Source organism: Pseudomonas sp. NPDC096925, assembly GCF_044762545.1.
Lineage (GTDB): Bacteria > Pseudomonadota > Gammaproteobacteria > Pseudomonadales > Pseudomonadaceae > Aquipseudomonas.
The window spans coordinates 333089-356854 of sequence record NZ_JBIWEM010000006.1 but is presented as its reverse complement, the minus strand read 5'-3'; the positions used below and the strand labels follow the sequence as shown (position 1 = coordinate 356854).

25 protein-coding genes and 1 tRNA gene are annotated in these 23766 nt (G+C 64.9%); 17 read left to right on the top strand and 9 right to left on the bottom strand.

Translation table 11 applies throughout. From position 1 onward, the window contains the following. The first annotated feature begins 297 nt into the window (after positions 1 to 297). The 5 genes from ACIQYU_RS18945 to ACIQYU_RS18925 all read left to right on the top strand — a co-directional run bounded on the left by ACIQYU_RS18945 (position 298) and on the right by ACIQYU_RS18925 (position 4404). Positions 298 to 609, top strand: a complete 312-nt coding sequence (locus tag ACIQYU_RS18945) for a PepSY domain-containing protein (protein WP_207835302.1) — start codon at positions 298 to 300, stop codon at positions 607 to 609. Continuing rightward, positions 609 to 923: a PepSY domain-containing protein gene (locus ACIQYU_RS18940; RefSeq protein WP_207835304.1), complete on the top strand. Its 315-nt coding sequence runs from the start codon at positions 609 to 611 to the stop codon at positions 921 to 923. Before ACIQYU_RS18945 ends, ACIQYU_RS18940 begins: the two co-directional genes overlap by 1 nt. Next, a complete protein-coding gene (locus tag ACIQYU_RS18935) occupies positions 924 to 1592 on the top strand; it encodes a response regulator transcription factor (RefSeq protein ID WP_207835306.1) in 669 nt (222 codons plus the stop codon). Further along, positions 1589 to 2908 carry a sensor histidine kinase gene (locus tag ACIQYU_RS18930; RefSeq protein WP_402801450.1) on the top strand — a complete coding sequence of 440 codons (1320 nt, stop codon included), beginning with the start codon at positions 1589 to 1591 and terminating at the stop codon, positions 2906 to 2908. The genes ACIQYU_RS18935 and ACIQYU_RS18930 overlap by 4 nt, the downstream gene beginning before the upstream one ends. Before the next feature lie 341 nt (positions 2909 to 3249). Next, positions 3250 to 4404 (top strand): HPP family protein, encoded by a 1155-nt coding sequence (locus tag ACIQYU_RS18925; protein ID WP_233687862.1) that lies wholly within the window; start codon positions 3250 to 3252, stop codon positions 4402 to 4404. On the opposite strand, the gene ACIQYU_RS18920 is transcribed toward ACIQYU_RS18925, so the two are convergent. Further along, on the bottom strand, positions 4378 to 5244 hold the full coding sequence (locus tag ACIQYU_RS18920; protein WP_207835312.1) for a LysR family transcriptional regulator: 867 nt from the start codon (positions 5242 to 5244) through the stop codon (positions 4378 to 4380). The genes ACIQYU_RS18925 and ACIQYU_RS18920 overlap by 27 nt on opposite strands. Positions 5245 to 5416: 172 nt before the next feature. Here ACIQYU_RS18920 and ACIQYU_RS18915 point away from each other — a divergent pair, with 172 nt between their 5' ends. After that, positions 5417 to 7306, top strand: coding sequence for a propionyl-CoA synthetase (locus ACIQYU_RS18915; protein WP_233694261.1), 1890 nt, complete (start codon positions 5417 to 5419; stop codon positions 7304 to 7306). Positions 7307 to 7433: 127 nt separating this feature from the next. Here ACIQYU_RS18915 and zapE read toward each other — a convergent pair whose 3' ends face one another. Next, on the bottom strand, positions 7434 to 8504 hold the full coding sequence (gene zapE / locus ACIQYU_RS18910; protein WP_402801446.1) for a cell division protein ZapE: 1071 nt from the start codon (positions 8502 to 8504) through the stop codon (positions 7434 to 7436). 158 nt (positions 8505 to 8662) lie between these two features. Here zapE and ACIQYU_RS18905 point away from each other — a divergent pair, with 158 nt between their 5' ends. After that, the gene (locus ACIQYU_RS18905) at positions 8663 to 9088 is read left to right on the top strand and encodes a DUF1810 domain-containing protein (RefSeq protein WP_207835325.1); all 426 of its coding nucleotides are present in this window, start codon (positions 8663 to 8665) and stop codon (positions 9086 to 9088) included. 1 nt (position 9089) lies between these two features. Here the strand turns inward: ACIQYU_RS18905 and ACIQYU_RS18900 are convergent, their stop codons facing one another. Beyond that, positions 9090 to 9332: a DUF465 domain-containing protein gene (locus tag ACIQYU_RS18900; protein WP_207835327.1), complete on the bottom strand. Its 243-nt coding sequence runs from the start codon at positions 9330 to 9332 to the stop codon at positions 9090 to 9092. Between the two features lie 260 nt (positions 9333 to 9592). On the opposite strand from ACIQYU_RS18900, the gene ACIQYU_RS18895 reads away from it, so the two are divergent. The 8 genes from ACIQYU_RS18895 to ACIQYU_RS18860 all read left to right on the top strand — a co-directional run bounded on the left by ACIQYU_RS18895 (position 9593) and on the right by ACIQYU_RS18860 (position 16203). Further along, positions 9593 to 9667 (top strand) — tRNA-Gln (locus tag ACIQYU_RS18895). 195 nt (positions 9668 to 9862) lie between these two features. After that, positions 9863 to 10390 carry a spore coat U domain-containing protein gene (locus ACIQYU_RS18890; protein WP_233687891.1) on the top strand — a complete coding sequence of 176 codons (528 nt, stop codon included), beginning with the start codon at positions 9863 to 9865 and terminating at the stop codon, positions 10388 to 10390. A 30-nt stretch (positions 10391 to 10420) separates the two neighbouring features. Continuing rightward, positions 10421 to 10957: a spore coat U domain-containing protein gene (locus tag ACIQYU_RS18885; RefSeq protein WP_063914045.1), complete on the top strand. Its 537-nt coding sequence runs from the start codon at positions 10421 to 10423 to the stop codon at positions 10955 to 10957. A gap of 18 nt (positions 10958 to 10975) precedes the next feature. Further along, positions 10976 to 11506 carry a spore coat U domain-containing protein gene (locus tag ACIQYU_RS18880; protein WP_343586699.1) on the top strand — a complete coding sequence of 177 codons (531 nt, stop codon included), beginning with the start codon at positions 10976 to 10978 and terminating at the stop codon, positions 11504 to 11506. A 3-nt stretch (positions 11507 to 11509) separates the two neighbouring features. Then, positions 11510 to 12013, top strand: a complete 504-nt coding sequence (locus ACIQYU_RS18875) for a spore coat U domain-containing protein (RefSeq protein WP_207835377.1) — start codon at positions 11510 to 11512, stop codon at positions 12011 to 12013. A gap of 39 nt (positions 12014 to 12052) precedes the next feature. Continuing rightward, positions 12053 to 12829, top strand: a complete 777-nt coding sequence (locus tag ACIQYU_RS18870) for a molecular chaperone (protein ID WP_207835379.1) — start codon at positions 12053 to 12055, stop codon at positions 12827 to 12829. Between the two features lie 81 nt (positions 12830 to 12910). Next, positions 12911 to 15235, top strand: coding sequence for a fimbria/pilus outer membrane usher protein (locus ACIQYU_RS18865; protein ID WP_402801465.1), 2325 nt, complete (start codon positions 12911 to 12913; stop codon positions 15233 to 15235). Next, positions 15232 to 16203 carry a spore coat U domain-containing protein gene (locus tag ACIQYU_RS18860; RefSeq protein ID WP_063914049.1) on the top strand — a complete coding sequence of 324 codons (972 nt, stop codon included), beginning with the start codon at positions 15232 to 15234 and terminating at the stop codon, positions 16201 to 16203. Before ACIQYU_RS18865 ends, ACIQYU_RS18860 begins: the two co-directional genes overlap by 4 nt. Positions 16204 to 16396: 193 nt before the next feature. Here the strand turns inward: ACIQYU_RS18860 and ACIQYU_RS18855 are convergent, their stop codons facing one another. The 5 genes from ACIQYU_RS18855 to ACIQYU_RS18835 all read right to left on the bottom strand — a co-directional run bounded on the left by ACIQYU_RS18855 (position 16397) and on the right by ACIQYU_RS18835 (position 20970). Further along, positions 16397 to 17545: a M14-type cytosolic carboxypeptidase gene (locus tag ACIQYU_RS18855; RefSeq protein ID WP_063914050.1), complete on the bottom strand. Its 1149-nt coding sequence runs from the start codon at positions 17543 to 17545 to the stop codon at positions 16397 to 16399. Positions 17546 to 17653: 108 nt separating this feature from the next. Further along, positions 17654 to 18427: an AraC family transcriptional regulator gene (locus tag ACIQYU_RS18850; RefSeq protein WP_402801439.1), complete on the bottom strand. Its 774-nt coding sequence runs from the start codon at positions 18425 to 18427 to the stop codon at positions 17654 to 17656. A gap of 36 nt (positions 18428 to 18463) precedes the next feature. After that, positions 18464 to 19696, bottom strand: coding sequence for an MFS transporter (locus tag ACIQYU_RS18845; protein WP_233694264.1), 1233 nt, complete (start codon positions 19694 to 19696; stop codon positions 18464 to 18466). Positions 19697 to 19964: 268 nt separating this feature from the next. Further along, positions 19965 to 20204 carry a hypothetical protein gene (locus ACIQYU_RS18840; protein ID WP_207835384.1) on the bottom strand — a complete coding sequence of 80 codons (240 nt, stop codon included), beginning with the start codon at positions 20202 to 20204 and terminating at the stop codon, positions 19965 to 19967. Further along, entirely contained in the window at positions 20188 to 20970 is a 783-nt protein-coding gene (locus tag ACIQYU_RS18835) for a VacJ family lipoprotein (protein ID WP_402801436.1), read from the bottom strand. The genes ACIQYU_RS18840 and ACIQYU_RS18835 overlap by 17 nt, the downstream gene beginning before the upstream one ends. Positions 20971 to 21138: 168 nt before the next feature. Here ACIQYU_RS18835 and ACIQYU_RS18830 point away from each other — a divergent pair, with 168 nt between their 5' ends. Further along, entirely contained in the window at positions 21139 to 21849 is a 711-nt protein-coding gene (locus tag ACIQYU_RS18830) for a response regulator (RefSeq protein ID WP_063914055.1), read from the top strand. Beyond that, a complete protein-coding gene (locus ACIQYU_RS18825) occupies positions 21846 to 23201 on the top strand; it encodes an ATP-binding protein (protein WP_402801434.1) in 1356 nt (451 codons plus the stop codon). Before ACIQYU_RS18830 ends, ACIQYU_RS18825 begins: the two co-directional genes overlap by 4 nt. On the opposite strand, the gene ACIQYU_RS18820 is transcribed toward ACIQYU_RS18825, so the two are convergent. Next, positions 23202 to 23666 (bottom strand): nuclear transport factor 2 family protein, encoded by a 465-nt coding sequence (locus ACIQYU_RS18820; RefSeq protein WP_063914057.1) that lies wholly within the window; start codon positions 23664 to 23666, stop codon positions 23202 to 23204. Positions 23667 to 23766 lie beyond the last annotated feature (100 nt).

Here is a 23766-nt window from a genome sequence, read left to right as displayed (position 1 = left end):
TTGTGCTCCCACACGTGCTCAAGGCACCTCTGGCATTCAGCTTGCCATTCACCGCTCTCACTCCAGATTCTAATCCCCTCTCAAGACACAAGCGGCTTTAGCCGCGAAGAAGCCAACGCCGTGGCGCCGGTGTTCGCGGGTGAAACCGCTCCCACAGGGGCGCGCAGGATTGGGTGATGGCGAGACAGTAGCCTGACCTGCGCTATCATGCCGCCAGTTGTTTTCAGGTTGAATTAAGGACCGGTGGTTAATCTTAACCCCGTAGACAACTTGTACAGTTCTCAGGAGAGAAGAACGATGAAACCCTTGACTGCCCTGTTCACCGTCGCCGCCGCCCTTGCCCTGGGTGCCCATTCCGCCATCGCCAAGGATGTGCAGCCCGACGAAGTGGTCAAACTGGTCAACGCCAAGACCGTCAAGTCGCTGGACGAACTCAAGGCCGCCGCCGTGGCCAAGCACCCCGGCGCCACCGTCACCGACTCCGAGCTTGAAGACGAGTACGGCCGCTACATCTACAAGGTCGAGCTGCGCGACACGCAGAACGTCGAATGGGACGTGGCGCTGGACGCCAGGACCGGTGAAGTGCTGAAGGACGAGCGGGATAACTGATGATCCACCTACCGCGGCCGGCGCGCTACCTCGCGCTGGCGCTGCTGGCGGTCTGTTCCCTGGCCGTTGCCCGCGACCTTGACCAGGACGAAGCCCTGGAACTTCGCCAGAAGGGCATCATCCTGCCGCTCGAACATCTGCTGGAAACCGCCCTGGGGCGTCACCCCGGGGCGCGTCTGCTGGAGGCCGAGCTGGAAGAAGACGACGGTCGCTACGAATACGAAGTCGAGGTGCTGACGGCTGAAGGTGTGGTGCGCGAGATCAAGCTCGACGCCAGCAGCGGTGCCCTGCTCAAAGACGAGGAAGACGACTGAATGCGCCTGTTGCTTGTCGAGGACAATGTGCCGCTGGCCGATGAACTGACCGCCGGCCTGCAGCGCCAGGGCTACGCCGTGGACTGGCTGGCCGACGGCCGTGACGCGGTGTACCAGGGCCAGAGCGAACCTTACGACCTGATCATCCTGGACCTTGGCCTGCCGGGCTTGCCGGGCCTGGAGGTGCTGGCCCAGTGGCGCGCTGCAGGCCTGGTCACGCCGGTGTTGATCCTCACCGCCCGTGGCTCGTGGGCCGAGCGGATCGAAGGGCTGAAGGCCGGGGCCGATGACTATCTGAGCAAACCTTTCCACCCCGAAGAACTGCAGCTGCGCATCCAGGCGTTGTTGCGGCGTGCCCGTGGCCTGGCCAACCAGCCGACGCTGGAAGCGGCCGGCCTGCAACTGGACGAAAGCCGGCAATGCGTGAACCGTGACGGCGTGGATATCCAGCTGACCGCTGCCGAGTTTCGCCTGCTGCGTTACTTCATGTTGCATCCGCAACAGATCCTGTCCAAGAGCCACCTGGCCGAGCACCTCTACGACGGTGAAACCGAGCGCGACTCCAACGTGCTGGAGGTGCACGTCAACCACTTGCGGCGCAAGCTGGGCCGCAGCGTCATCGAGACCCGCCGCGGGCAAGGCTACATCTACGCCGGGAGCGTCGCGTGAAGTCGATCCAGGCGCGCCTGAGCCTGGGCCTGGTGGCGGTGCTGGTGGTGGTTGGCCTGGTGCTGGCACAGCTGACCTTGTGGTTGTTCGAGGTCGGCCTGCAGCGCTACCTGGAAAACGGCCTGCGCAAGGAAAGTGAAAACCTGCTGGTGGCCCTGGTGCGCGGGCCTTCCGGCCTGCAGCTGGATGAGCGGCGGATCTCGGCCGCCTACCAGCGGCCGTTTTCCGGCTACTACTTCCGCATCGATTTCGATAAAGGCACCTGGCGTTCCCGCTCGCTGTGGGATCTGGACATGCCCAAGCCCGCCGTGCCGGGCCTTTCCGACAGCCACGAACTCGGCCCGGAAGGCCAGCAACTGCTGGCCCTGCGTGCCGACTACCGGCGCCTGGGCCAGGACATCTCGATCAGCGTGGCACAGGATTATTCGCCAGTACGCGAAGGTTTTCGGCGCCTGCAACAGATCGGCCTGGGCATGTGCCTGGTGGCGCTGATCCTGGTGCTGGTGTTGCAGCGCATCACCGTGACCCGCTCGCTGCGGCCACTGGAGCGGGCACGCCAGCAGATCGCCCAGTTGCAGCAGGGCCAGCGCTCGCAGCTGGACGCTGAAGTGCCCAGCGAACTGGCGCCGCTGGTGGGGCAGATCAACCATTTGCTGAGCCATACCGAAGACAGCCTGCGCCGCTCGCGCAATGCCCTGGGCAACCTGGGCCACGCGCTGAAGACGCCGCTGGCGGTGTTGCTGAGCCTGGCCTCCAGCGAGCGCCTGAAGGACCTGCCAGAGGTTCGCGCGCAGCTGCGCGAGCAGCTGGAACAGATTCAGCAGCGCCTGGCGCGTGAGCTGAACCGTGCGCGGCTGGCGGGGGATGCGCTGCCAGGCGCGCAGTTCGATTGCGATGTCGAGCTGCCGGGGTTGCTGGGGACGCTGGGCATGATCCATGGCGAGGGCCTGCTGCTGGCCAGGGATGTGCCGCCCGGGCTGCTGCTGCCGTGGGACCGCGAGGATTTCCTGGAACTGCTCGGCAACCTGCTGGACAACGCCTGCAAGTGGGCCGACAGCGAGGTGCGACTGGGTATTGCGCCGAGTGCCGAGGGCTACCAGGTGTGGGTCGATGACGATGGCCCCGGTATCCCCGAGAGCCAGCGGCAACAGGTGCTGGAGCGCGGTTCGCGGCTGGACGAGCAGGTTGACGGGCACGGCCTTGGCCTGGGCATCGTGCGCGACATCGTCGAGGCCTGGGGCGGGCGCCTGGCGCTGCAGGATAGCCCCTTGGGCGGGTTGCGGGTAAGCATCGACTTGCCGCGCAAGGCTCGATAACGTCGGGGCCCTGTGGGAGCGGGTCTACCCGCGAACACCGGCGAAGCCGGTGCCATGCACCGTGTTGCATTTTTCGCGGGTGAACCCGCTCCCACAAGTTGCGCGGCGCGCCTGAGAAATGTGCTGGCCATATCACCACTGCAAAAAAATTGCAGTACAGGCGCATTTTTTTGAATTGGCCCAATCTCACCCCGCCCGGCAAACTCCCCCCACGAAACCCTGCGGTTTCCATCTCTCCACGGACGGAGCCCCTTGTGCTATTGCAACCGCAATACGAGGCCCAGGCCAACTCGGATGGGCTTTCTTTTTAACCAGAAAAACCACAGATTCCGATTACCTACATGTCTGCCTCGCGTTCCGAAAGTCGTCTGCAGCGGCTGTTGCCAGCGCCCCTGAATATTCCCCCCAAAGAATGGTTGCGTGCCGGTATCGGCGCGCTGCTCGGCCTGTTCCTCGCCGGCTGGCTGACCAGCATGGCCTATGGCCCCGGCATCGCCTTGCACCTGCTCGGCCCGCTGGCGGCTTCGGCCGTGCTGGTGTTCGCCGTGCACTCCGGCCCGTTGGCCCAGCCCTGGCCGGTGCTGGGCAGCTACGCCCTGGCTGGCGCGGTCGGCCTGGCCATGCGCCAGGGCTTCGGCCCGGAGTTGTGGGTGGCCGCCGCCGCCCTGGGTATCTCGATCCTGGTGATGTGCCTGCTGCGCTGCCTGCACCCACCGGGTGGCGGGGTGGCGGTGAGTGCGGTGCTGGCCGACGCGGGGCTGACCGCCATGGGCGACCACCTGCTGGAGCCGGTGCTGCTCAACGCGCTGATCCTGGTAACGGTGGCGATCCTCTACAACCGCCTCACCGGCGTGCGCTACCCGAAAAGCGTGGTGCCGCGCAGGGACCTGCACCACACCCATGACCCGCTGCCCAGCGAGCGGGTTGGCATCCGCGGGGAAGACCTGGACCAGGCCCTGGAAGAACTGGGCGAGTTCGTCGACGTCACCCGTGACGAACTGGAACGCATCATCCTGGCCACCGAGCAACACGCCCTGCAGCGCAGCCTCGGCGGCATCACGGCCGCGTCGGTGATGTCCCGCGACGTGCAGTTCGCTACGCCCGATACCACCCTGGAGCAGGCCTGGAAGATGCTGGCCAGCCACCACCTGAAAACCCTGCCGGTGCTGCAACAGGGCAAGCTGGTGGGCATCGTCAGCCTCAGCGACCTGGTCGGCCCGGCCATGCAGCGTGGCCGCTTCGGTTGGCGCGGGTTGTTCGGCCGCAAGGTGGTGCGCATGGAGCAAGTGATGAGCCGCCGGGTAATCAGCGTCAGCAGCCAGCATCCGCTGGAGCGCTTGCTGCCATTGCTGTGCGAGCAGGGCCTGCATTGCCTGCCGGTGCTCGATGCCGACCAGTTGGTGGGGGTGATCACTCAGACCGACCTGATCGCCGGCCTCAAGCGCCAGCTGCTCAGCAAAGCCGAGGTTTCAGATAACCGGGTCCCAGCGTTGTGACCAGTCGCTGGCGCCGGCGGCCACCAGCCGGCGCAGGATGGCGAAGGCCTGTTGCAGGGCTTCGCTGTCGCGTTTGCGCGGGTACACCAGGAAGGTCGGGTAGGTGAACTCTGGTGCCTGCGGTACCCGCTCGAACACCCCGCAGTCCAGATAGGCCTGCACCACCCGCGTGCGGAAGTAGCCACTGCCGCCCTGGTCGAGTATGAACTGCAAGGCCAAAGGGCCCAGGTTGAAGCTCAGCGCCGGGCGCGCACAGTCGGGCAGGGCGGCATCGTGCTGGCGACGGAAGGCCTCGCCCCAGTCGATATAGATGTACGGGTCTGGCTGGTCGACCCGGCGCACACGTATCAGCTTCTCCTCCATCAACTGCTCCACCTGCAGGCCCGGGCCGTAGGTCGGCTGGTAGACCAGCGCGGCGTCCAGCAGGCCCATCTCTACCTTGCGCAGCAGCGATTCGCCGTCGCTCACCTCGCTGCGGATGGCATGGCTGGGCAGCTCGCGGTGCAGGGCACTGACCCAGTCGAGCATCATCGGGTTGCCCAGGCTCACCTCACCGCCCACGTGCAGCACTTGCTGGCAGCCTTCGGGCAGCGGCAGGTCGCGGCGCGCCGCTTCCCAGGTTTGTACCATCTGGTTGGCGTAACTGACGAATGCCTCGCCATCGCTGGTCAGGCTGGCGCCGTTACGGCTACGCACGAACAGCTGACAGCCCAGTTGCTGCTCCAGGCGCTGCACCCGTGCGGTGATCGCCGTCTGGGACACGAACAGGCGTTCGGCGGCGGCGACCAGGCTGCCGCAACGCACGATTTCCAGGAAGGTACGGGCCTGATCGATGTCCATGAGCTGCTCGGTGGCTGAAGGGGTGACCTATTCTAGAAGCTTTGCACCGTTGTGGGGCGTTCTCTGCAAATTTGCAGGTCGGTTGTGACTTTAGTCCCATGGCGGCGCGGGTGTAGCGGTCCATACTCAAGTTTCGCCCTTCAATAACAACAAGTACCGGGTTTCCTACGATATGAGCTACCAGCACAGCTACGCCCATTCCATTTCCGACCCTGCCGCGTTCTGGGCGGAACAGGCCGCACGCCTGGCCTGGCACCGCAAGCCTGCCCTCACGCTGCAAGACAATGTCGACGGCACCCACCGCTGGTTTGCCGATGGCCGCCTGAACAGCTGCTACCTGGCCCTCGATCACCAGATCGAGCAGGGCCGTGGCGAGCAGTTGGCGCTGATCTACGATTCGCCGGTGACCGGCGTACAGCAGGCCTACACCTACCATCAGCTGCGTGACGAAGTGGCGCGTCTGGCCGGTTTGTTGCGCCAGCTGGGGGTGAACAAGGGCGATGGCGTGATCATCTACATGCCCATGGTGCCGCAGGCGGCCATGGCCATGCTGGCCTGCGCGCGGATTGGCGCTGTGCACTCGGTGGTGTTCGGTGGCTTTGCCGCCAACGAGCTGGCCTTGCGCATCGACGATGCCCGGCCGACGCTGCTGCTGACGGCGTCCTGCGGGCTGGAGTTCGACCGGGTAATCGAATACAAGCCGCTGGTCGACCGAGCCCTGCAACTGGCCCGCCACCAGCCGCGCAACGTGCTGGTGCTGCAGCGGCCGCAGGCGCGTGCCCAGTTGCAGCCAGGCCGTGACCTGGACTGGCAGGCGGCATTGGCCAAGGCCGAGCCGGTGCCACCGGTGGAACTGGATGCGGGCGACCCGCTGTACATCATGTATACCTCTGGCACCACCGGCAAACCCAAGGGCATCGTGCGGGAAAACGGCGGCAATGCCGTGGCACTGTGCTACGCCATGCGCCATATCTACGGCATGCAGGCTGGTGATGTGTGGTGGGGCATATCCGACGTGGGCTGGGTGGTTGGCCATTCACTGATCGTCTATGGGCCGCTGATGAGCGGCTGCACCACGGTCTTCTACGAAGGCAAGCCGATCCGTACCCCGGATGCCTCGGCCTACTGGCGGGTGGTGGAGCAATACAAGGTCAACGCGTTGTTCTGCGCGCCCACCGCCATGCGCGCCATCCGCAAGGAAGACCCGGAGGGTGAGCTGATCCGCAAGCACGACCTGAGCTCGCTGCGCCAGTTGTTCCTGGCGGGCGAAAAACTGGATTCCAGCACCCACGAATGGCTGGAACGGGTCAGTGGCAAGCCGGTGCACGACCATTGGTGGCAGACCGAGACCGGCTGGCCGGTCACCGCGCCCTGTGTGGGGCTGGAAGGCAGCGCGGCGAAGCCGGGGTCGAGCAACCGGGCGGTGCCGGGCTATAACGTGTGCGTGCTGGATGACGAGGGCCACTTGCTGGGGCCTAACCACCAGGGCTCGATCGTCATCGCCCTGCCATTGCCGCCCGGGTGCAGCCAGACGCTGTGGGGCGACCACGAGCGTTACCTGCAGGCTTACCTGCGTACCTACCCGGGGTATTACCACACCGGCGATGGCGGCTATCTGGACGAAGACGGCTTCGTCTACATCATGGGGCGCACGGATGACGTGATCAACGTGTCCGGGCACCGGCTGTCCACCGGCGAGATGGAGGACCTGGTGGCGCGCCATCCGGCGGTGGCCGAGTGCGCGGTGATTGGCGTGCATGACGAGATCAAGGGGCAGGTGCCGTTGGCCCTGGTGGTGCTCAAGGATGGCGAGGGCATTGCCGAAGCGCAGCTGCTGGTGGACCTGGTGGGCAGCGTGCGCGAGGAGATTGGCGCATTGGCGTGCTTCAACCGGGTGCGGCTGGTGAAGCGCTTGCCCAAGACCCGCTCCGGGAAGATTCTGCGGGCGGTGCTGCGCAAGATTGCCGACGGGCAGGACTATGTACCGCCTTCGACCCTGGATGACCCGGCGGTGCTGGGGGAGATCGAGGCGGTGCTGGCGGATTTGCCCAGGGCTGGCTGAGGGTTTGACCTTGCCGGCCTCTTCGCGGGCACGCCCGCTCCCACAGGTTCATCACAGGCCCTGAAACCTGCGGCGTACCTGTGGGAGCTGGCGAGCCCGCGAAGAGGCCAGCCCAGGCAATGCAGTTCTATGGGGCAACCTGATGCAGCTGCCCCAACCGGCTACGGGTACGCATCAGGTCGGCAAGCGGCCCGCCCAGGCTCTCTTCCAGTGGGCGTTTGCCGATCACCATCACCTGCCGATCCTGGTCATACAGCACATCCACCAGGTTGACGAAGCGCTGCTGCGCCGCCAGCGAACATTCCGACAGGTCATCCAGCCCATCGATGATCCACTCATCGTACTGCCCGGCCAGCACCAGGTAGTCGATCACTGCCGTGGCCTTTTCGCAAAGGTCGTCAAAGCCCAGCACCACCCGCCGACCATCGACGGCCAGTGCGCGCAGCGGGCGCTTGTTCACTTCCAGCATCACCGGTTGCGGTTCGGGCACATTCAGCGCCTGGCGCTGCGCTGCATTGCCCGGCCAGACATAGTGACCCCGGGTAAAGCGCTGATGCTCGCGGTTGGCCGGCAGGCTGCGGAAATCGGTATCGCCACCCACTTCAAGCACTTCCATCGCGCTGTTGATCAGACGAATCACCGGCAGGAACCGCTCGTGGTACAGCGGGTTGGGCAGCAGCCCTTCGGGAGCATAGTTGGACGTTACCAGCAGGAACACGCCGCGGCTGAACAACGCATTGAACAGCCGGGTGAGCAGCATGGCATCGCCAATGTCGTGCACATGGAATTCGTCGAAGCACAGCACCCGACAATCGCCCACCAGCTCGTCGAGGGCCGCGCCCAATGCGTCGTCCAGCGCCCGGTGGCGGTGCACTGCCTGATGCAGGCGGGCAAAGAAGTCATGGAAGTGCAGGCGCCGCTTGGCCTGCACCGGTACGGCCTGGAAAAAACCATCGAGCAGCCAGCTCTTGCCACGGCCCACCGAGCCGTACAGGTACAGGCTACGCGGCTGGCCTTGTTCGAGCTGCGTCAGTTGTTCGGCCATGCAGTGGATCACCCGGCGTTGGCCGTCGCTAAGCTGGTAACCGCGGCTGTGCGCCTTGTCCTCGAACCAGCCGAGCAGTTCGCTCTGGTTGGCGGCGGCGCCGCGCAGGCGTTGGCCAAGCTGGCGTAGCGGGGTAGGGATCCAGGCAGGCAAAAGCAAAGCTCCTTGGGCGATGGCGGGGTAGCGTGCAGCTTGCCCGAGGGCGGCCATTTTGACTAATACAGAAAGTGCGCGGCAATGATCGCCTGACGAGATAGGTAGGCCATGCAGGCGTACAGTAAAGGCTGGAACCGATGCGAGGAGGGCGAGCCATGCACACCGATCTTGATCTTGAGCGTTTCGTCGAGGCGCAGAACCCTGTGTATGGCCAGGTGATGGAGGAGTTGCAGGCCGGGCGCAAGCGCAGCCACTGGATGTGGTACGTGTTCCCGCAACTCGATGGCCTGGGCCACAGCGCCATGGCCGAACGTTATGCGCTGGCCGGCATCGACGAGGCCCGGGCCTACCTGGCTCATCCGCTGCTTGGCCCGCGCCTGGAAGCCTGCGTGACCGCACTGCTGCAGCACGGCGACAAGAGTGCCCGCGAAATCCTCGGTAGCCCCGACCATCTCAAGTTGCGCTCGTGCCTGACCCTGTTCGCCCGGGCAGCGCCTGACAATCCGTTGTTCCAGTTTGCGCTGGTGCAATTCTACGACGGTGAGCCGGACGCCCTGACCTTGGCCATGTTGTCGGGTTAGCTCAGGGCTTGTGCTGAAGCTGGCGTTCGATCATGTACTTCACGGCCAGCCGGCGCTCCTTCAGGCGGCGCAGGTCTTCATCCTCGAAGTTGCCCGCCGAGATCGACTCGGCGGCCAGCACCTGGTTGTCGATGTCCATGTACTCGTCCAGCAGCCGGTCCAGCTCCCTGTCCTCCTGACGGCGCTGCTGGACGATTTCGCGCGGGTAGTGCAAGTCCTGGTAAAGATCGTGGGAAACAGGCATGGGGTCCTCCTTGGTCGATGCAGTTGGCTCATCTGATTGGAAGGGAGGAATGCGAATGTGTTGAAGCGAAGCGGGGAGAAAACGACGGATGGTCGCTGCGCCAACCGCGAAAATGACTAACTCGCTGTTTTTTGGTAATTTTTTTTCATCAGGGGGTTCACAGACCGAAAGTTTGTTGTTAAAGTGCCGCGCATTCCAAGACAACAACCCAGTTGTCACTCAGTTGGAATTGTCAGAGCAGCAAACGCTGCATCCGATACAGGGGCGTCGCCAAGCGGTAAGGCAGCAGGTTTTGATCCTGCCATGCGTTGGTTCGAATCCAGCCGCCCCTGCCATTTTCTTGCTTCAAACGTATCTTGGTCCGGTGCTTGGAAAGACAAGCGCTGGGCTTTGTCGTTTCTGTCTTTTGCATCCATATGCAGTCCTTCCCCCCGCTTTATCACTAATACAAAAAAAGTGGCTTGATGCCAGCACCGTGATGCCACCTCACTGCTACGCTCAGTTCAGCAGACTTCGACAAGGATAATAAGGTGACGGAGCGTTCCCTGGCCGCCCTGTTGGGCCTTATGTTGAGCAGTGGTGCCATGGCGACGGACTTCCTGGTGGAGGTACGGGTGCTGGTGCAGCGCGGCTGCATGCTGGTCAACCAGCCCCGCGATGCCGGTGCACAGGCGCTGGGGCGGATCGATATGGGCGCTGCAGCGCGGCTGGATGGCCCTGGCGCGCCGCTCAGCGGCGTTCTGTTGAGCCAGCGCCCGCCACGCCTGGAGTGCAATCCCGACACCCCGTACCAGGTCCGCGTCGACGGTGGTCAGCATGGCGGCGTCGGCGAGCTGCGTTTCCTGGCCAGCGACGATGACAAGGCCAGGCCCATCCCTTATCGCCTTTACCGCGACGCCGCCTGGCGCGAACCGTTGGCGGTGAATGTGGCGCATTCGGCGCGGGTGCCGGACAGCGGCTCGGTCGAGCTGCCGCTGTATGCACGGATCGACAAGCTGGCCTGGGTACCGCACGCAGGTAGGTATGCCGACCTGCTCAAAGTCACCGTCACCTGGTAGGGATGCCAACATGCACAAGGACGCGACGCCATGAACCGCACCTCGATCCTGCTGCTTACCTTGGGCCCGCTGCTGGTGCCCGGCGGTGCCGCGCATGGCACCAGCACCGGTTTCATCCAGGCGCGGCTGGTAATCAGCGCGGCTTGCCAGGTCAGCAGCAACGAGACGCAACCGACAGTGGTGGGCAACCCGGGGGTGCTGGACTTCGGCGAGCGCGGTCCGCACTGGGACCAACCGCTGCGTAGCCAGGTCGATGATGTGAGCGGCGAGGGCAGCCTGCAGATCAGCTGCACGCCCGAAGTGCGGGCGTTCAACGTGCGTATCAACGGTGGCCTGAATGGCAGTGACGGCATACGGCGCCTGAGTAACGGCCGCGAGCTGATCCCCTATCAGCTGGCGATCGACCCGGGCGGCAACAGCCGCTACGGCATCGGCCAGGCGCGTGCCTTCACCATCAGCAGTACCCGGCAGATACCGATCCCCATCTACGGTGTGGTAGTGGCGCAACCGCGCGCGCTGCCGGCCGGGCTGTACCGTGACACCCTCAGGGTGACCCTGGACTGGTAACGACGCAAGGAGACTTCGATGCGAATGAACCTCTCACGCTGCATCCTCGCCGGTCTGGGCCTGGCGCTGACTTCCCAGGCCCAGGCCGCCACGACCGGGACCATCGACTCGACGCTGACCTTGACCGCGGCGTGCCAGGTCAATGGCAGCTCAGGCACCTCGGGGGTGAGCTTTGGTACCCTGGACTTCGGCACCAAGGATGCCCTGTTCACCACTGCCGACGCCCAGGTAATCGGCGGCGGCGGAGGGGCGATGAGCATTCTCTGTTCGGCCGGCACGGTACCGGTGATCCGTGTCAGGGGCGGCCTCCACGATGGCCAGTCGGCCGGGGGCAACCGTGCGCTGGCGGATGGCGCCGGCAACTTCGTGCCGTATGACTTCTACACCGATGCCGGGCACACGCAGGTGCTGGCCATCGACGGCACCATCACCTTGCCGACCAGCAGCGGCGCGGCCCAGACCGTCAACCTGTATGGCCAGGCGCGTGGCAAGGCCGGCCTGCCGGCGGGGGCGTATACCGACACAGTGTCCGTCGAGCTGTCGTTCTGAGTCATGCGCAGCTGGCTGGCGGGCGGCCTGAGCGGCCTCGGCGTGCTGCTGGCCGCACCTCTGGATGCGGCGACCACCAGCAGTTTCATGGTGACGGCGCAGATCGTTGCCGGGTGCCTGGTGGTCGGCGGCGTCAGTAACTACGGGACGCTGAACTATGGCACGCAGTCAGCGCTGGCCACCGGTGTCCTCGGCACCTCGCTGGGCGGTACCACGGTGACCTTTCAGTGCACCCCGGGGGTGGCCTTGAGCATGAGTGTGGATGGCGGACAGAACAGTTCCAGCGGCACACGCAACCTCAAGCGCACGGGCGGCACGCAGGTGCTGGCATACCAGTTGTACCGGGACGCGGCTTACAGCCAGAGCCTGGGGATCGGCCAGAGCGTGGCCGTGAGCTACACCGACCCGACGGCGATCAAGCTGCCGGTGTACGGCCGGCTCCAGCTGAGCGGTACGCTGCCGGCAGGGACCTATACCGATGTAGTGCAGGTGACGGTGACCTGGTGAATACATCGGCACCAACGACCAGTATCCAAGGAGAGCTTCATGGGGGCAGGCGCGAAGTGGGCGCGTGGATTGATCGGTGCGTTGTGGCTGGCGAGCCTGCCGGCCGGGGCCGCCACCTCGGTGCTGATCTGGCCGATCGACCCGGTGCTGGAGGCTGACCAGAAGGCCGGCGCACTATGGCTGGAAAACCGCGGCACTGCACCGGCCAACCTGCAGGTGCGGGTGTTCGCCTGGCGCCAGGGTGACTATCAGGAACAGTACCAGGCGCAGCGCGAGATCATCGGCAGCCCGCCGGTGGCCAACATCGCCCCCGGGCAGAAGCAACTGATCCGCCTGACCCGCACCGGCCCCTCGCCAGTCGGCCAGGAGCAGGCCTACCGCATCATCATCGACGAAATCCCGCCCGCCATCCCCGTCGACAAGGCCGAGCCCGGTACCACTGCGGCGATCCGCCTGCAGATGCGCTACTCGGTGCCCCTGTTCGTCTACGGCGAAGGCCTGTGGGGCAAGGCCGACCCTGCAGGCAAGCGCAATGCCGAAGGTGTCGGCAAGCCGCAACTCAGCTGGCGCGCGGTAACCGTGCAGGGCAAGCCCTATGTGGAACTGCGCAACACCGGCCCGGTGCATGCACGCCTGACCGATGTAGTGGTGCAACAGGGCAGCCAGAGCACGCCACTGGCCGAGGGCCTGCTGGGCTATGTGCTGCCGGGGGCCAGCATGCGCTGGCCGGCACCGTTGGCACTGAATGCCGGCAGTGTGCTGAAGGGTAGGTTGAACGGCCAGAGCAGTGCGGACGCCATCCGCCAAAGCCAATGAGCTCGCGCCTGAATGCCGAGCAGGGCCCAGGGAGGACCTGGCAATGGTTGGAAACCGTGTGTGAGGTGGCTGACGGCGGCGATGCACCGCTGGTGCCTGGGGCTGGCCCTGGTCGGCTCTGGCCTGGTGCTGGCCGACGACCTGCCGCCACCGCCTACGGAGCTGTCCGCCATCGCCGACGCCACGCTGTACCTCGAGCTGCTGGTGAACCAGATGCCCAAGGCTGAACTGGTGCCGGTGCAGCAGCGCGCCGGGCAGTTGTACCTGGACAGCGAGGTGTTGCGCGGGGCCGGTGTCTCGCTGCCGGGCAACCCCCAGGGCGAGGTGGCGCTGGAGGCCATCGCGGGGCTGCACGCCGACTACGACAGCCAGAACCAGCGCCTGCTGCTGCAAGTGCCGCCGGCCTGGCTGCCCGACCAGCAACTGGGCGACCGCAACCTGTACACGGCCAGCGATGCGCGCAGCAGTTTCGGCGCGTTGTTCAACTACGACCTGTACCTCAACGACACCGATGACGGCGGCAGCTACCTGGCAGCCTGGAACGAACTGCGCCTGTTCGACAGCTGGGGTACGTTCTCCAGCACCGGGCAGTGGCGCCAGTCGTTCAATGGTGCGCCGGCCGACGACACGCGCCAGGGCTTCTTGCGTTACGACACCACCTGGCGCTTCACCGACGAGCAGCGCCTGCTGACCTACGAAGCCGGTGACCTGGTGACCGGCGCCTTGCCCTGGACCAGCTCGGTGCGGGTCGGTGGCCTGCAGCTATCGCGCGATTTCGCTGTGCGCCCCGACCTGGTCACCTACCCGTTGCCGGCGTTCTCCGGTGAAGCAGCGGTCCCGACCTCGCTGGACCTGTTCATCAATGGCTACAAGTCCAGCACCACCGAGTTGCAGCCGGGCCCCTACACACTGACCAACGTGCCGTTCATCAACGGCGCCGGGGAAGCGGTGGTGGTCACCACCGATGCCCTTGGTCGGCAGGTGTCGACCACTTTGCCGTTCTACGTCACCAGCAGCCTGCTACAGCAGGGCCTGGCGGATTATTCGGTGGCAGCCGGTAGCCTGCGCCGCGACTACGGAGTGCGCGATTTTGCCTATGGCCCAGGGGTTGCCTCGGCCAGCCTGCGCTACGGGGTCAGCGACATCCTCACCCTCGAGACCCATGCCGAAACTGCCGAATCGCTGATGCTGAGCGGCCTGGGCGGCAACCTGCGCCTGGGCAACTTCGGCGTGCTCAACGCTGCCTTGGCGCAGAGCCGGTTCGACGGCGACAAGGGCCACCAGGTCGCCCTCGGCTACCAATACAACAGCCAGCGCATCGGCTTCAGCTACCAGCGCCTGCAACGCCATGGCGACTACGCCGACCTGACCCGGGTCGACAGCCAGAACATACAGCTGAGCCAGCGCAGCGAACAGGTCACGTTGAGCCTGAACCTGAACGAATACGGCAACATCGGTGCCGGCTACTTCGATGTGCGCGCCGGCGACGGCACGCGTACCCGGCTGATCAACCTGAGCTACAGCAGGCCACTGTGGGGGAACAGCAGCGTGTACCTGTCGGCCAACCGTGAAGTGGGGGACAGCCAGTGGGCGGTGCAGGCACAACTGGTGATCCCGTTCGACCTGCACGGCACCTTGGCCCTGGGCATGGAGCGCAGCCAGGAAGGCGAGACCTTGCAGCGGGTCAACTACAGCCGCGCGACGCCGGTGGGTGGTGGTTACGGGTACAACCTGGGTTATGCCGCCGGTAGCGAGCGCGATGCTTACCGCCAGGCCGATGTCACCTGGCGCCTGCAGTCGGTGCAGTTGCAGGCCGGTGTGTATGGCAGCAGTGGCGAAATGACCCGCTGGGCCGACGCCAGTGGTTCGCTGGTGTGGATGGATGCCGGGCTGTTCGCTGCCAACCGTATCGACGATGCCTTCGTGGTGGTCAGCACCGGTGGCTATGCCGATGTGCCGGTGCGCTATGAAAACCAGGAAGTAGGCCGCACCGATGCCGACGGCCACCTGCTGGTGCCGTACGGCAGCGGTTACTACCGCGGCAAGTACGAGATCGACCCCATGGACCTGCCGCCGGACATCCTCGCGCCGGAAGTGGAACAGCGGGTGGCGGTGCGCCGGGGCAGCGGCTACTTGCTGGAGTTCCCGCTCAGGCGCGTGCTGGCGGCCAGTGTCGAACTGGTGGACGCTGACCGGCAGGCGCTCAAGCTGGGCAGCCGTGTCACCCATGCTGAAAGTGGCGGCCAGGCTGTAGTCGGTTGGGATGGCCTGGTGTACCTGGAGAACCTGGCGGCGCATAACCGCCTGCAGGTGGAGCTGGAAGGGGGCGGGCATTGCCAGGTGGCGTTCGACCTGCCTGAAGCGCAAGGCTCGATCCCCTTGATCGGTCCGTTGGTGTGCAAATGACGGCCTGCTGGCGTGGGTTGTGGGCGGGGTTACTGTTACTGCCGGCAGGTTCGGCGTGGGCGCTGTGCTCGTCGGTCGCGACGTCGCCGGCAGCGTTCGGCAGCCTCAGCTCGCGGCAGGTACTCAACACGGTACAAAGCACCTCGACGCTGAACTCGGGGTTACAGTGCAGCGGTTCGCTGCTTACCCTGCTCAGCAGCGATGATCACTTCTACGCCACCATCCTGCCCGCGTCGGGCGGCCTGGTCGGTCCGACGGGCGACGTCATCCCCTACACGCTGTATGCCGACAACAGTACCAACTATCCGCTGACCCGTGGCCAGCCCTACGACTTCGCCCGCAACAGTATCATCGACGTGCTGGGGTTGCTCGGCAGCTCCACGCCCAAGACTGTGCCGATCTACATGCGTACCCAGACTGGCAGCAACGTCGCAGCAGGCCTGTACCAGGAGACCCTGACCGTGGCCTGGAGCTGGAATTACTGTGCGGGAATTGGCCTCGGCGGGCTTTGCGCGGGGCGTGACATCAACTCGGGTAGCCAGAATTTGTACGTGAGCCTGACGGTGACCAACGACTGCCAGATCACCACACCCACTATCAGCTTCTCCAGTGCGCCGGTGGTGGCAGGCTTCGGCACGGTGAGCCAGAGCCTGAGTGTATCGTGCACCAAGGGCAGCAATTACACCGTGGGCCTGGATGACGGCCAGAACGCAGCCAATGGGCGACGGCGGATGAAGTCGGCGGCCAACAACTACCTGGCCTATGACATTTTCAAGAGCGCCGGTGCGGTGCGCTGGGGTTCGGTAGGGGCTGCGCGACGGGCCAGTGCCGATGCCGATGTAAACCCCGGCACGGGTACCGGCACCGGTAGCCAGGTGTTCAACTACAACGCCAAGGTCTACACCGACCAGGCTACACCGCCGGCGGCGACCTATACCGACAGTGTGATTCTGGATGTGCAGTTCTGAGTGCAGGGACCTTGTGGGAGCGGCGGTCCGCGTAACCTGTGGGAGCGGCTTTAGCCGCGAAGAATCCAACGCGGTGCATGGCACCGGCTACGCCGGTGTTCGCGGCTAAAGCCGCTCCCACAGGGGCCCTGCTAATGCCATGAGTCATGTGCAGTCCTGTGAGAGTCGGCTTGCCGGCGATGGGCCGTTTCAGTCAACGCAAATCGCCAACCATCTTCGCCAATGTCTCCAGCACCGCCCCGGCCAACGCCTTCGAGCGCGCCCCCGACCAGCCGGTGACGGCATCCGGCGCGTCGTCATGGTCCTTGAACGGCATTTCCAGGGTCAGTGACAGGCAGTCATGCGCCATCCCCACCGCATTGCAGGCCAGCGTCGTGTTGGCCTGCCCCGGTTCGTCGCGGGTGTAGCCATGCACGGTCTGGAAGTCGCGGGTCAGGCTGCACAGGGTGCTGCGGAACTGCTCTTCCAGCTTGGCCAGCCGTGGCGTGTAGCCCGGGTTGCCCTCGCAGGCCGCGGTGAATACATGGGGAATCTCCTCATCGCCATGCACGTCGATGAACGCATCCACGCCGTATTGCTTCATCTGCGCCTGGGCGAAGAACACCTCTGGGGTGAGTTCGACACTGGCGTCCTGCCAGGCACGGTTGAGGTCCTTGCCCTTGAAGTTGGTGCGCAGGTGGCCGAGGAAGGCACCGTCGGGGTTCATGTTGGGGATCAGGTACAGGTCGGCCTTGGCCAGCAATTGCTGGATCACCGCGTCGTTGGCCTGCAGGCGGTCGATCACGCCTTCCATGAACCACTCGGCCATGTGTTCGCCCGGGTGTTGCTGGGCAATCAGCCACAGCTTGCGCTTGCCAGCGGCACCGTCACCGGCGCGCAGCAGGGGAATGTCGCGGCCCTGTACGCTGCGGCCATTGGCGAGCAATTCGACCCCTGGCAGTTGCCGGGCACGTTCGATCAGCTGGTTGTGGCGCGCGCGCGGGTAGGGCTCGAAGTAGGCGAACCAGATGTGTGGCTGTTCGGCCTTTACCTCGAACGACAGCGCCGTGCCGTCGAACTGGCTGGGGACGCGGAACCAGGTGTGCTGATCGTAGGAGGCCACGGCGTTGTAGCCGCTCCAGGCATTCTTGTAGGAGGAGCCGGAGGCGTTGTCGAGGCTGAAGCGATGGACCTGGCCCGGCGTCAGCCCGCTGACCTTGAAGTGGAACCACTGGTAGTGGCCGCTGTGGGTGTCCGGGCGGATGGCCAGGTGTACCTGGGCCGGGTTGCTGGCATCCAGCACCTGGATGTTGCCGGAGTCGAAATCGCAGTCGATCTGCAGGGGGGACAGCGTCACGGTCATGTGCCGGGCTCCTTCTGGGGGCTTTGTTGTGAGGTTACTGTACACGGCTTGACAGGGTTGATGCGCGAGATCAGGCGACGCGGGGCGATCTCATATGTTTCCTACAGGCTATTTGAAGAACTGACTCGGCGTGATACCGAACTGGCGCTTGAACATGCTGGCGAAGGCACTGGGGCTGTCATACCCCAGCGTCCCCGCCACATCGATGATCCGCTCGCCCAGGGCGATCCGCTCCAGTGCCTGCATCAGCCGCGCCTGCTGGCGCCACTGGCCGAAGGTCATGCCGGTTTCCTTGCGGAACAGGCGCTGGATGGTCTTTTCGTCCACCCCCAGCTGCTGGCCCCAGTCGGCCAAGGTGGCGTTATCGTCAGGTCGCTCATGCAGCGCCGAGCAGATCACCTGCAGGCGCTTGTCGCCGGGCTGCGACAGCTTCAGCGGCAAGGTCGGCAGCACGCAGATCTCGTCGAGGATCAGGCGCATCACCCGGGCTTCACGCGAGTCTTCGGCAAACGGCGCGGTAAAGCCTACGGAGGCCTTGATCAGTTCGCTGAGCAACGGCGAGATGCTGATGGCCTTGCTCTGCACGGGCAACTGCACTGCCGCGTCGGTGCGCACGAACACGCTGCGCATCTTCACATCGCCCACGCAGCGGATCGCGTGCACCTGGCCGCAGGGCATCCAGACGCCGCGGCTGGGGGGCACGGTCCAGCGTTCGTTCCCGGACTCGACGATCATCAGGCCTTTGGTGGCATAGATCAGTTGGTGCTTGGCATGGCTGTGGGGCTCGATGAACCAGTCGGTCGGGTAGTCCGTTGCACGGCTGCCCACTTCCCAGGTCCACTCATCGACCTCCACCAGCAATTCACGCTGCGGCTTTAGCATTTCGACCTCTTGTACAGGCAGCCCGGCACGCCCATTTTAACAGCAGCGGCTGGGGCGGGCTTGCGAGCGGGTCGCCGGCAGCAGCGCGGTGGCCAGCCCCAGCAGCGGCAGGAACGAGATGACCTGGTACACCCACTCGATGCCATGCCGATCGGCCAGTTCACCGAGCCCGGCGGCGCCGATGCCGCTGATACCGAACATCAACCCGAACATCACCCCCGACACCATGCCGACCCGGCCCGGCACGGCCTCCTGGGCATACACCACCAGGGCGGCGAAGGCCGAGGACATCACCAGGCCGATGGCCACCGCCAGTACCACGGTCCAGGCCAGGTTGGCGTAGGGCAGGGCGAGGGCGAAGGGCGCCACGCCGAGGAACGAGACCCAGATCACCGCCTTGCGCCCGATACGGTCACCCACCGGGCCACCGGCGAAGGTGCCCACTGCCACGGCCGCGAGGAACACGAACAGGTACAGCTGGCTGTGCTGCACGCTCAGGCCGAAATGCTCGATCAGGTAGAAGGTGAAGTAGTTGGTGAACGAGGCGATGTAGACGAACTTGGCGAACATCAATACGGCGATAACCGCCACGGCACGCCACATGGCGCCGCGCGACAGGCCGGCTGCCTGCTGGCCGGCGAAGGTCTTGAGCCGGGTCTGGCCGTGGCGCACGGTCCAGCCGGTTACTCTCAACAGCACGAATACCGCCAGCGCGGCGGCCAGCATGAACCAGGCAATGGCCGGCTGCCCGTGCGGAATGACGATGGCAGCGGTCAGCAGCGGGCCGAGGGCCGAGCCGGTGTTGCCGCCGACCTGGAAGGTCGATTGCGCGGTGCCGAAGCGCCCACCGGAGGCCATCCTGGCCACTCGCGAGGCTTCGGGGTGGAAGGTCGCCGAGCCCACACCGACCACCGCCGCGGCCACCAGCAGCATTTCATAGCTGCCGGCGAAGGCGAGCAGGGCGATGCCCACCAGCGTCACCAGCATGCCAGCCGGCAGCAGGTAGGGTTGCGGGTGCTTGTCGGTGTACAGACCGATCCAGGGTTGCAGCAGGGAGGCGGTCACCTGGTAGATCAGGGCGATCCAGCCGATCTGGGCAAAGCTCAGCGCGAAATCGCTCTTGAGCATCGGGTAGATCGACGGCAGCACGGCCTGGATCAGGTCGTTGAGCAGGTGGGCGAATGCTGCGGCGCCGACGATGCGGACCAGAAAGCCCTGGGGTTGGTCGGCAGGTGTGGCGGCGGCCATGGAGGCGGTGGAGGTCGTCATGGGCAAGGTTCTTCCGTGGAAAGGGAGCAAGGCATTGCCGCCGCAGGTTAGCCAGTACCCGGGTTGCCTGTCTCACGCCGAACAGGCAGCTACTGTCGCGTTTCGGACATTCCGGGCCTGACGCCCTGGATTCGCAAGCGGTCCGCGTACCCTGTGGGAGCGGGTTTACCCGCGAAGAATCCAACGCGGTGCATGGCACCGGCTGCGCCGGTGTTCGCGGCTAAAGCCGCTCCTACAGGGTCCCTGCTAATACCTGGCCGCCCCGGATTCATCGTTCGTGCCGCGCCACCCAGCGCAGCAAGGCGGCAATCGGTACGCTGCGATGAACCTCGTGCCGGTAGGGTTTGCCTTCGGCGGTAAAGCGTTCGCGATAGCGGCTCAGCACCAGGCTCCGGCCATCAGCCGAAACCCGGGCCTCCAGTTCATGCAGCAACAGCGGTTGCCGGGCAGCGCCTTCCAGGCGCCTGAACAGCAGCATGGCGGCTTGGGCATCATTCTTCACGGGCATCTCCTGCACAATCCACTGGCCACGCTCCCGGCTCGCCGGCCTTGCCTTCTGCCACCCGGTTGCTGCGCCGCTGCGCGGTGTAGTCACGCAGTGCGAGGTAGTAATCAGGCCAGGTGCGCAGCAGGTCGGTCAGTGGCAGTGCTTCGGCCCGTGCATCGACGATGCCTCCAGCCGTGGCTACCTTGCCCAGGGTTTCGACGGTATTGCTGTTGCCGCCAAACGGGTCCAGCGCCAGGCCCAGTACCGTGCCGGTGGCATCGCGCAGGTTGTGGGTGCCCAGCAGCGGCAGCTCGACGATGGGGCCATCGGCGATGTTCCACACTCCGAAGGTCTGGCCAAAGTCCGAGCGGTGCTGGCTGAGGCCCATTTTGCCAGACACGTCGACCAGCCCCGCCACACCCAGGGTGGTGTTGAAGATGAAGCGGCTGAGGCTGGTCATCGCCCGCTCGCCATTGCCCTGCAGCAGGTCATTGACGAACACCTTGGGCTCACCGAAGTTGCTGGCAAAGTTGTGCAGGCCCTGTTGGGCAAAACCGGGCACCGCGGTGTAGCCGCGGGCGACGGGGGCCAGCAGATAGTCATCGACCGTGCGGTTGAAGGCGAATACGGCGCGGTTGGCGGGCTCGGCCGGATCACTGACCTGATAGGCGACATTGCCGCAGGCAGGCGTGGCCGCTGCACGTTGGCTGCAGCTTCCCGCCACGAGCAGCGACAAGGCCAGCGCGGCAGAGCGCGCTGAACGGGAGGCGGATGATGAACGGGACATAGATACATTCCTGGCAAGAACTGGCGACGATGCTGCGCAGTTTTCTTTGCCCGGGAATGTCCGGATTGTCTCGGCGTCGACACTTTGTTTCAGGGTTGAAATATATGACGTCTGCGTAGGGATGGCCTTAAAGTACGGCTTGGTAACCTTGTTTTGCGGTGCTTTTTTGTGAGCCATTTGCTGATAGTCGACGATGATGTCGAGGTGCTCGACCTGTTGCAGAAGTTTCTCTGCCAGCATGGTTACGAGGTTGATGTGGCCAGGGATGGCAAGGCGCTCTGGCAGGCCCTTGAGCGGCGGGTGCCAGACCTGGTCATTCTGGATGTGATGCTGCCTGGCGACAGTGGCCTGGTGTTGTGCCAGCGCTTGCTGGCCGAGCACAAGGTGGCAGTGATCATGCTCACCGCCATGGGCGAGCTGAGTGACCGGGTGGTTGGCCTGGAGCTGGGGGCGGACGACTACCTGACCAAACCGTTCGCCGCCCGTGAACTGCTGGCCCGGGTGAGGGCAGTACTGCGCCGTGCCGGCGAAGCGGCCGGTGGCGCGGCGGGCCATGCCTGCGCGATTCTGGAGTTTGCCGGCTGGCGACTGGATGTGGTGCGGCGCGAACTGCGTTCGCCGGACAACGTCATGATCCCCTTGTCCAACGGTGAATTCGAGCTGCTGCTGGTGTTCGCCGAGCATCCGCGGCGGGTGCTCAGCCGCCAGCAATTGCTGGACATGGCTCGCGGCGATGCCTACGACGCCTATGATCGCAGCATCGACGTCCAGGTGAGCCGGCTGCGCCGCAAGCTTGAAACCGACCACGGCAACGAGCCCTTGATCCGTACCCTGCGCAACGCTGGTTACCTGTTCACGCCCACGGTCGCGAAGCGATGAAGGTCCTCGCCAGGGTTCGCCAGGCCCTGCCACGGCCCAAGATCACCATTGCCCGCTGGATCGCGCTGACCACCCTGACAGCGATGCTGTTCCTGCTGCTGCTCAAGGTGCTGTTCAGCCTGTTGCTGAGCGTCTGGGCGCAGCCACCGCTGCTGGAGAGCGGGGTGATCGAGAAGGTTGCAGCGGTCACCCGCATTCTCGATGCCGCGCCCATGGAGCAGCGTGCCAACATTGCCAGCGCGGCGGGTGACGGCTCGTACTCTGTACGATGGCTGCGCCGCCATGACGAAGCGGGCGTGCCAGTGTTGGTCGATGCCGAGTTCAGCCAGGGTACGCCTATACTGCGCGCGCTGCTCAAGCGCCCGGATGCCAGGGTCGAGGCCTTCGAACCGTCCGACATGCCGGAATACGCACCTGAGCGTGGCTATGCGCTGATGATCGAGCTGACCGACAAGTCCTGGGTGCTGTACCGTGCCACCGACCGCAGCTGGGGCCTGGATGAACTGCCGCGCAACCTGATCATCCTGGGCTTGATGCTGGTTTCCAGCCTTGCCGTCGCGCTGCTGGCCACGCGCTACCTGGCCAAGCCGCTGGAGCGCTTTGCCGAAGGTGCGCGGCGTTTTGGCAAGGACTTCAATGCTCCGCCCATTCCGGTGGTCGGCCCGCATGACCTGCGCCAGGCCATCCTCGCGTTCAATGCCACCCAGGCGCAGCTCAAGCATTTTCTCAATGACCGTACCCAGATGCTTGCGGCCATTTCCCATGACTTGCGTGCACCGCTTACGCGCATGCGCTTGCGCGCCGAGTTCATCGACGATGCCCAGCTACAGGCCAAGTTGTTCAAGGACGTCGACGAGATGCAGGCAATGGTCGATGCGGCATTGGGGTTCTTCCGTGATGATGCACGGCTGGAACAGACGACCGTATTCGACCTGGGCGAATTGCTGCTGACCGTAGTGGACGATTTCAAGGATGCGGGGGTCGAGGTCGGCCTCAGCGGGCCGCGCCGCTGTGTGTACACCGGGCGACCGGTGGGCATCAAGCGAGTGCTGGTCAACTTGATCGACAATGCCGCGAAGTATGGCCGTGAGCCCATGGTGGTGTTGGCGGTAAACGCCAGGCAGATCGAGATTACCGTGCAGGATCGCGGGCCGGGCATCGCGCCGGAGCTACATGAGCAGGTATTCGCGCCGTTCTACCGTATCGAAGGTTCACGCAACCGCAATACCGGTGGTGTTGGGCTGGGCCTGCCCGCAGCACGGGCCATCGTGCTGGAGCAGGGAGGCAGCGTGACCCTGGGCAACCGCCCCGGTGGCGGTCTGGAAGTCAGGATCATGCTGCCGCTGGGCTGATCAGAGCCCCATTTCGCTGAGCCCGGGGTGATCATCCGGGCGCCGGCCCAACGGCCAGTGGAACTTGCGCTCGGCTTCACTGATTGGGTGTTCGTTGATGCTCGAATGACGGTTCTGCATCAGCCCGTCGTCGGCAAATTCCCAGTTCTCGTTGCCATGGGCGCGGTACCACTGGCCGCTGTCGTCGTGGTACTCGTAGACATAGCGCACGGCGATGCGGTTGCCGGTGAAGGCCCACAGCTCCTTGATCAGGCGGTACTCCAGTTCATGGTTCCATTTGCGCGCCAGGAACGCCTCGACCTCGGCACGGCCGCGGGGGAACTCGGCGCGGTTACGCCAGACGGTGTCGATGGTATAGGCAAGCGCGACCTTGGCCGGGTCGCGGCCGTTCCAGCCATCTTCGGCCAGGCGGACTTTTTCGATGGCGCTTTCACGGGTGAAGGGCGGCAGGGGTGGGCGGGACATCGGGGTTCTCCTCAGGTCGGTTGGCTTGAAGGAGAGTAGTAGCCGATGGCCGAACAGAGAATGGGTGTGCCTGGCACTTCATAATTGCAGTGCATGGAAC

Coding starts and splice junctions, on each gene's coding strand:
- ACIQYU_RS18945 (WP_207835302.1), top strand. CDS start 298: ATGAAACCCTTGACTGCCCTGTTCACCGTCGCCGCCGCCCTTGCCCTG.
- ACIQYU_RS18940 (WP_207835304.1), top strand. CDS start 609: ATGATCCACCTACCGCGGCCGGCGCGCTACCTCGCGCTGGCGCTGCTG.
- ACIQYU_RS18935 (WP_207835306.1), top strand. CDS start 924: ATGCGCCTGTTGCTTGTCGAGGACAATGTGCCGCTGGCCGATGAACTG.
- ACIQYU_RS18925 (WP_233687862.1), top strand. CDS start 3,250: ATGTCTGCCTCGCGTTCCGAAAGTCGTCTGCAGCGGCTGTTGCCAGCG.
- ACIQYU_RS18920 (WP_207835312.1), bottom strand. CDS start 5,244: ATGGACATCGATCAGGCCCGTACCTTCCTGGAAATCGTGCGTTGCGGC.
- ACIQYU_RS18915 (WP_233694261.1), top strand. CDS start 5,417: ATGAGCTACCAGCACAGCTACGCCCATTCCATTTCCGACCCTGCCGCG.
- ACIQYU_RS18905 (WP_207835325.1), top strand. CDS start 8,663: ATGCACACCGATCTTGATCTTGAGCGTTTCGTCGAGGCGCAGAACCCT.
- ACIQYU_RS18900 (WP_207835327.1), bottom strand. CDS start 9,332: ATGCCTGTTTCCCACGATCTTTACCAGGACTTGCACTACCCGCGCGAA.
- ACIQYU_RS18885 (WP_063914045.1), top strand. CDS start 10,421: ATGAACCGCACCTCGATCCTGCTGCTTACCTTGGGCCCGCTGCTGGTG.
- ACIQYU_RS18880 (WP_343586699.1), top strand. CDS start 10,976: ATGCGAATGAACCTCTCACGCTGCATCCTCGCCGGTCTGGGCCTGGCG.
- ACIQYU_RS18875 (WP_207835377.1), top strand. CDS start 11,510: ATGCGCAGCTGGCTGGCGGGCGGCCTGAGCGGCCTCGGCGTGCTGCTG.
- ACIQYU_RS18870 (WP_207835379.1), top strand. CDS start 12,053: ATGGGGGCAGGCGCGAAGTGGGCGCGTGGATTGATCGGTGCGTTGTGG.
- ACIQYU_RS18865 (WP_402801465.1), top strand. CDS start 12,911: ATGCACCGCTGGTGCCTGGGGCTGGCCCTGGTCGGCTCTGGCCTGGTG.
- ACIQYU_RS18860 (WP_063914049.1), top strand. CDS start 15,232: ATGACGGCCTGCTGGCGTGGGTTGTGGGCGGGGTTACTGTTACTGCCG.
- ACIQYU_RS18855 (WP_063914050.1), bottom strand. CDS start 17,545: ATGACCGTGACGCTGTCCCCCCTGCAGATCGACTGCGATTTCGACTCC.
- ACIQYU_RS18850 (WP_402801439.1), bottom strand. CDS start 18,427: ATGCTAAAGCCGCAGCGTGAATTGCTGGTGGAGGTCGATGAGTGGACC.
- ACIQYU_RS18845 (WP_233694264.1), bottom strand. CDS start 19,696: ATGACGACCTCCACCGCCTCCATGGCCGCCGCCACACCTGCCGACCAA.
- ACIQYU_RS18840 (WP_207835384.1), bottom strand. CDS start 20,204: ATGCCCGTGAAGAATGATGCCCAAGCCGCCATGCTGCTGTTCAGGCGC.
- ACIQYU_RS18835 (WP_402801436.1), bottom strand. CDS start 20,970: ATGTCCCGTTCATCATCCGCCTCCCGTTCAGCGCGCTCTGCCGCGCTG.
- ACIQYU_RS18825 (WP_402801434.1), top strand. CDS start 21,846: ATGAAGGTCCTCGCCAGGGTTCGCCAGGCCCTGCCACGGCCCAAGATC.
- ACIQYU_RS18820 (WP_063914057.1), bottom strand. CDS start 23,666: ATGTCCCGCCCACCCCTGCCGCCCTTCACCCGTGAAAGCGCCATCGAA.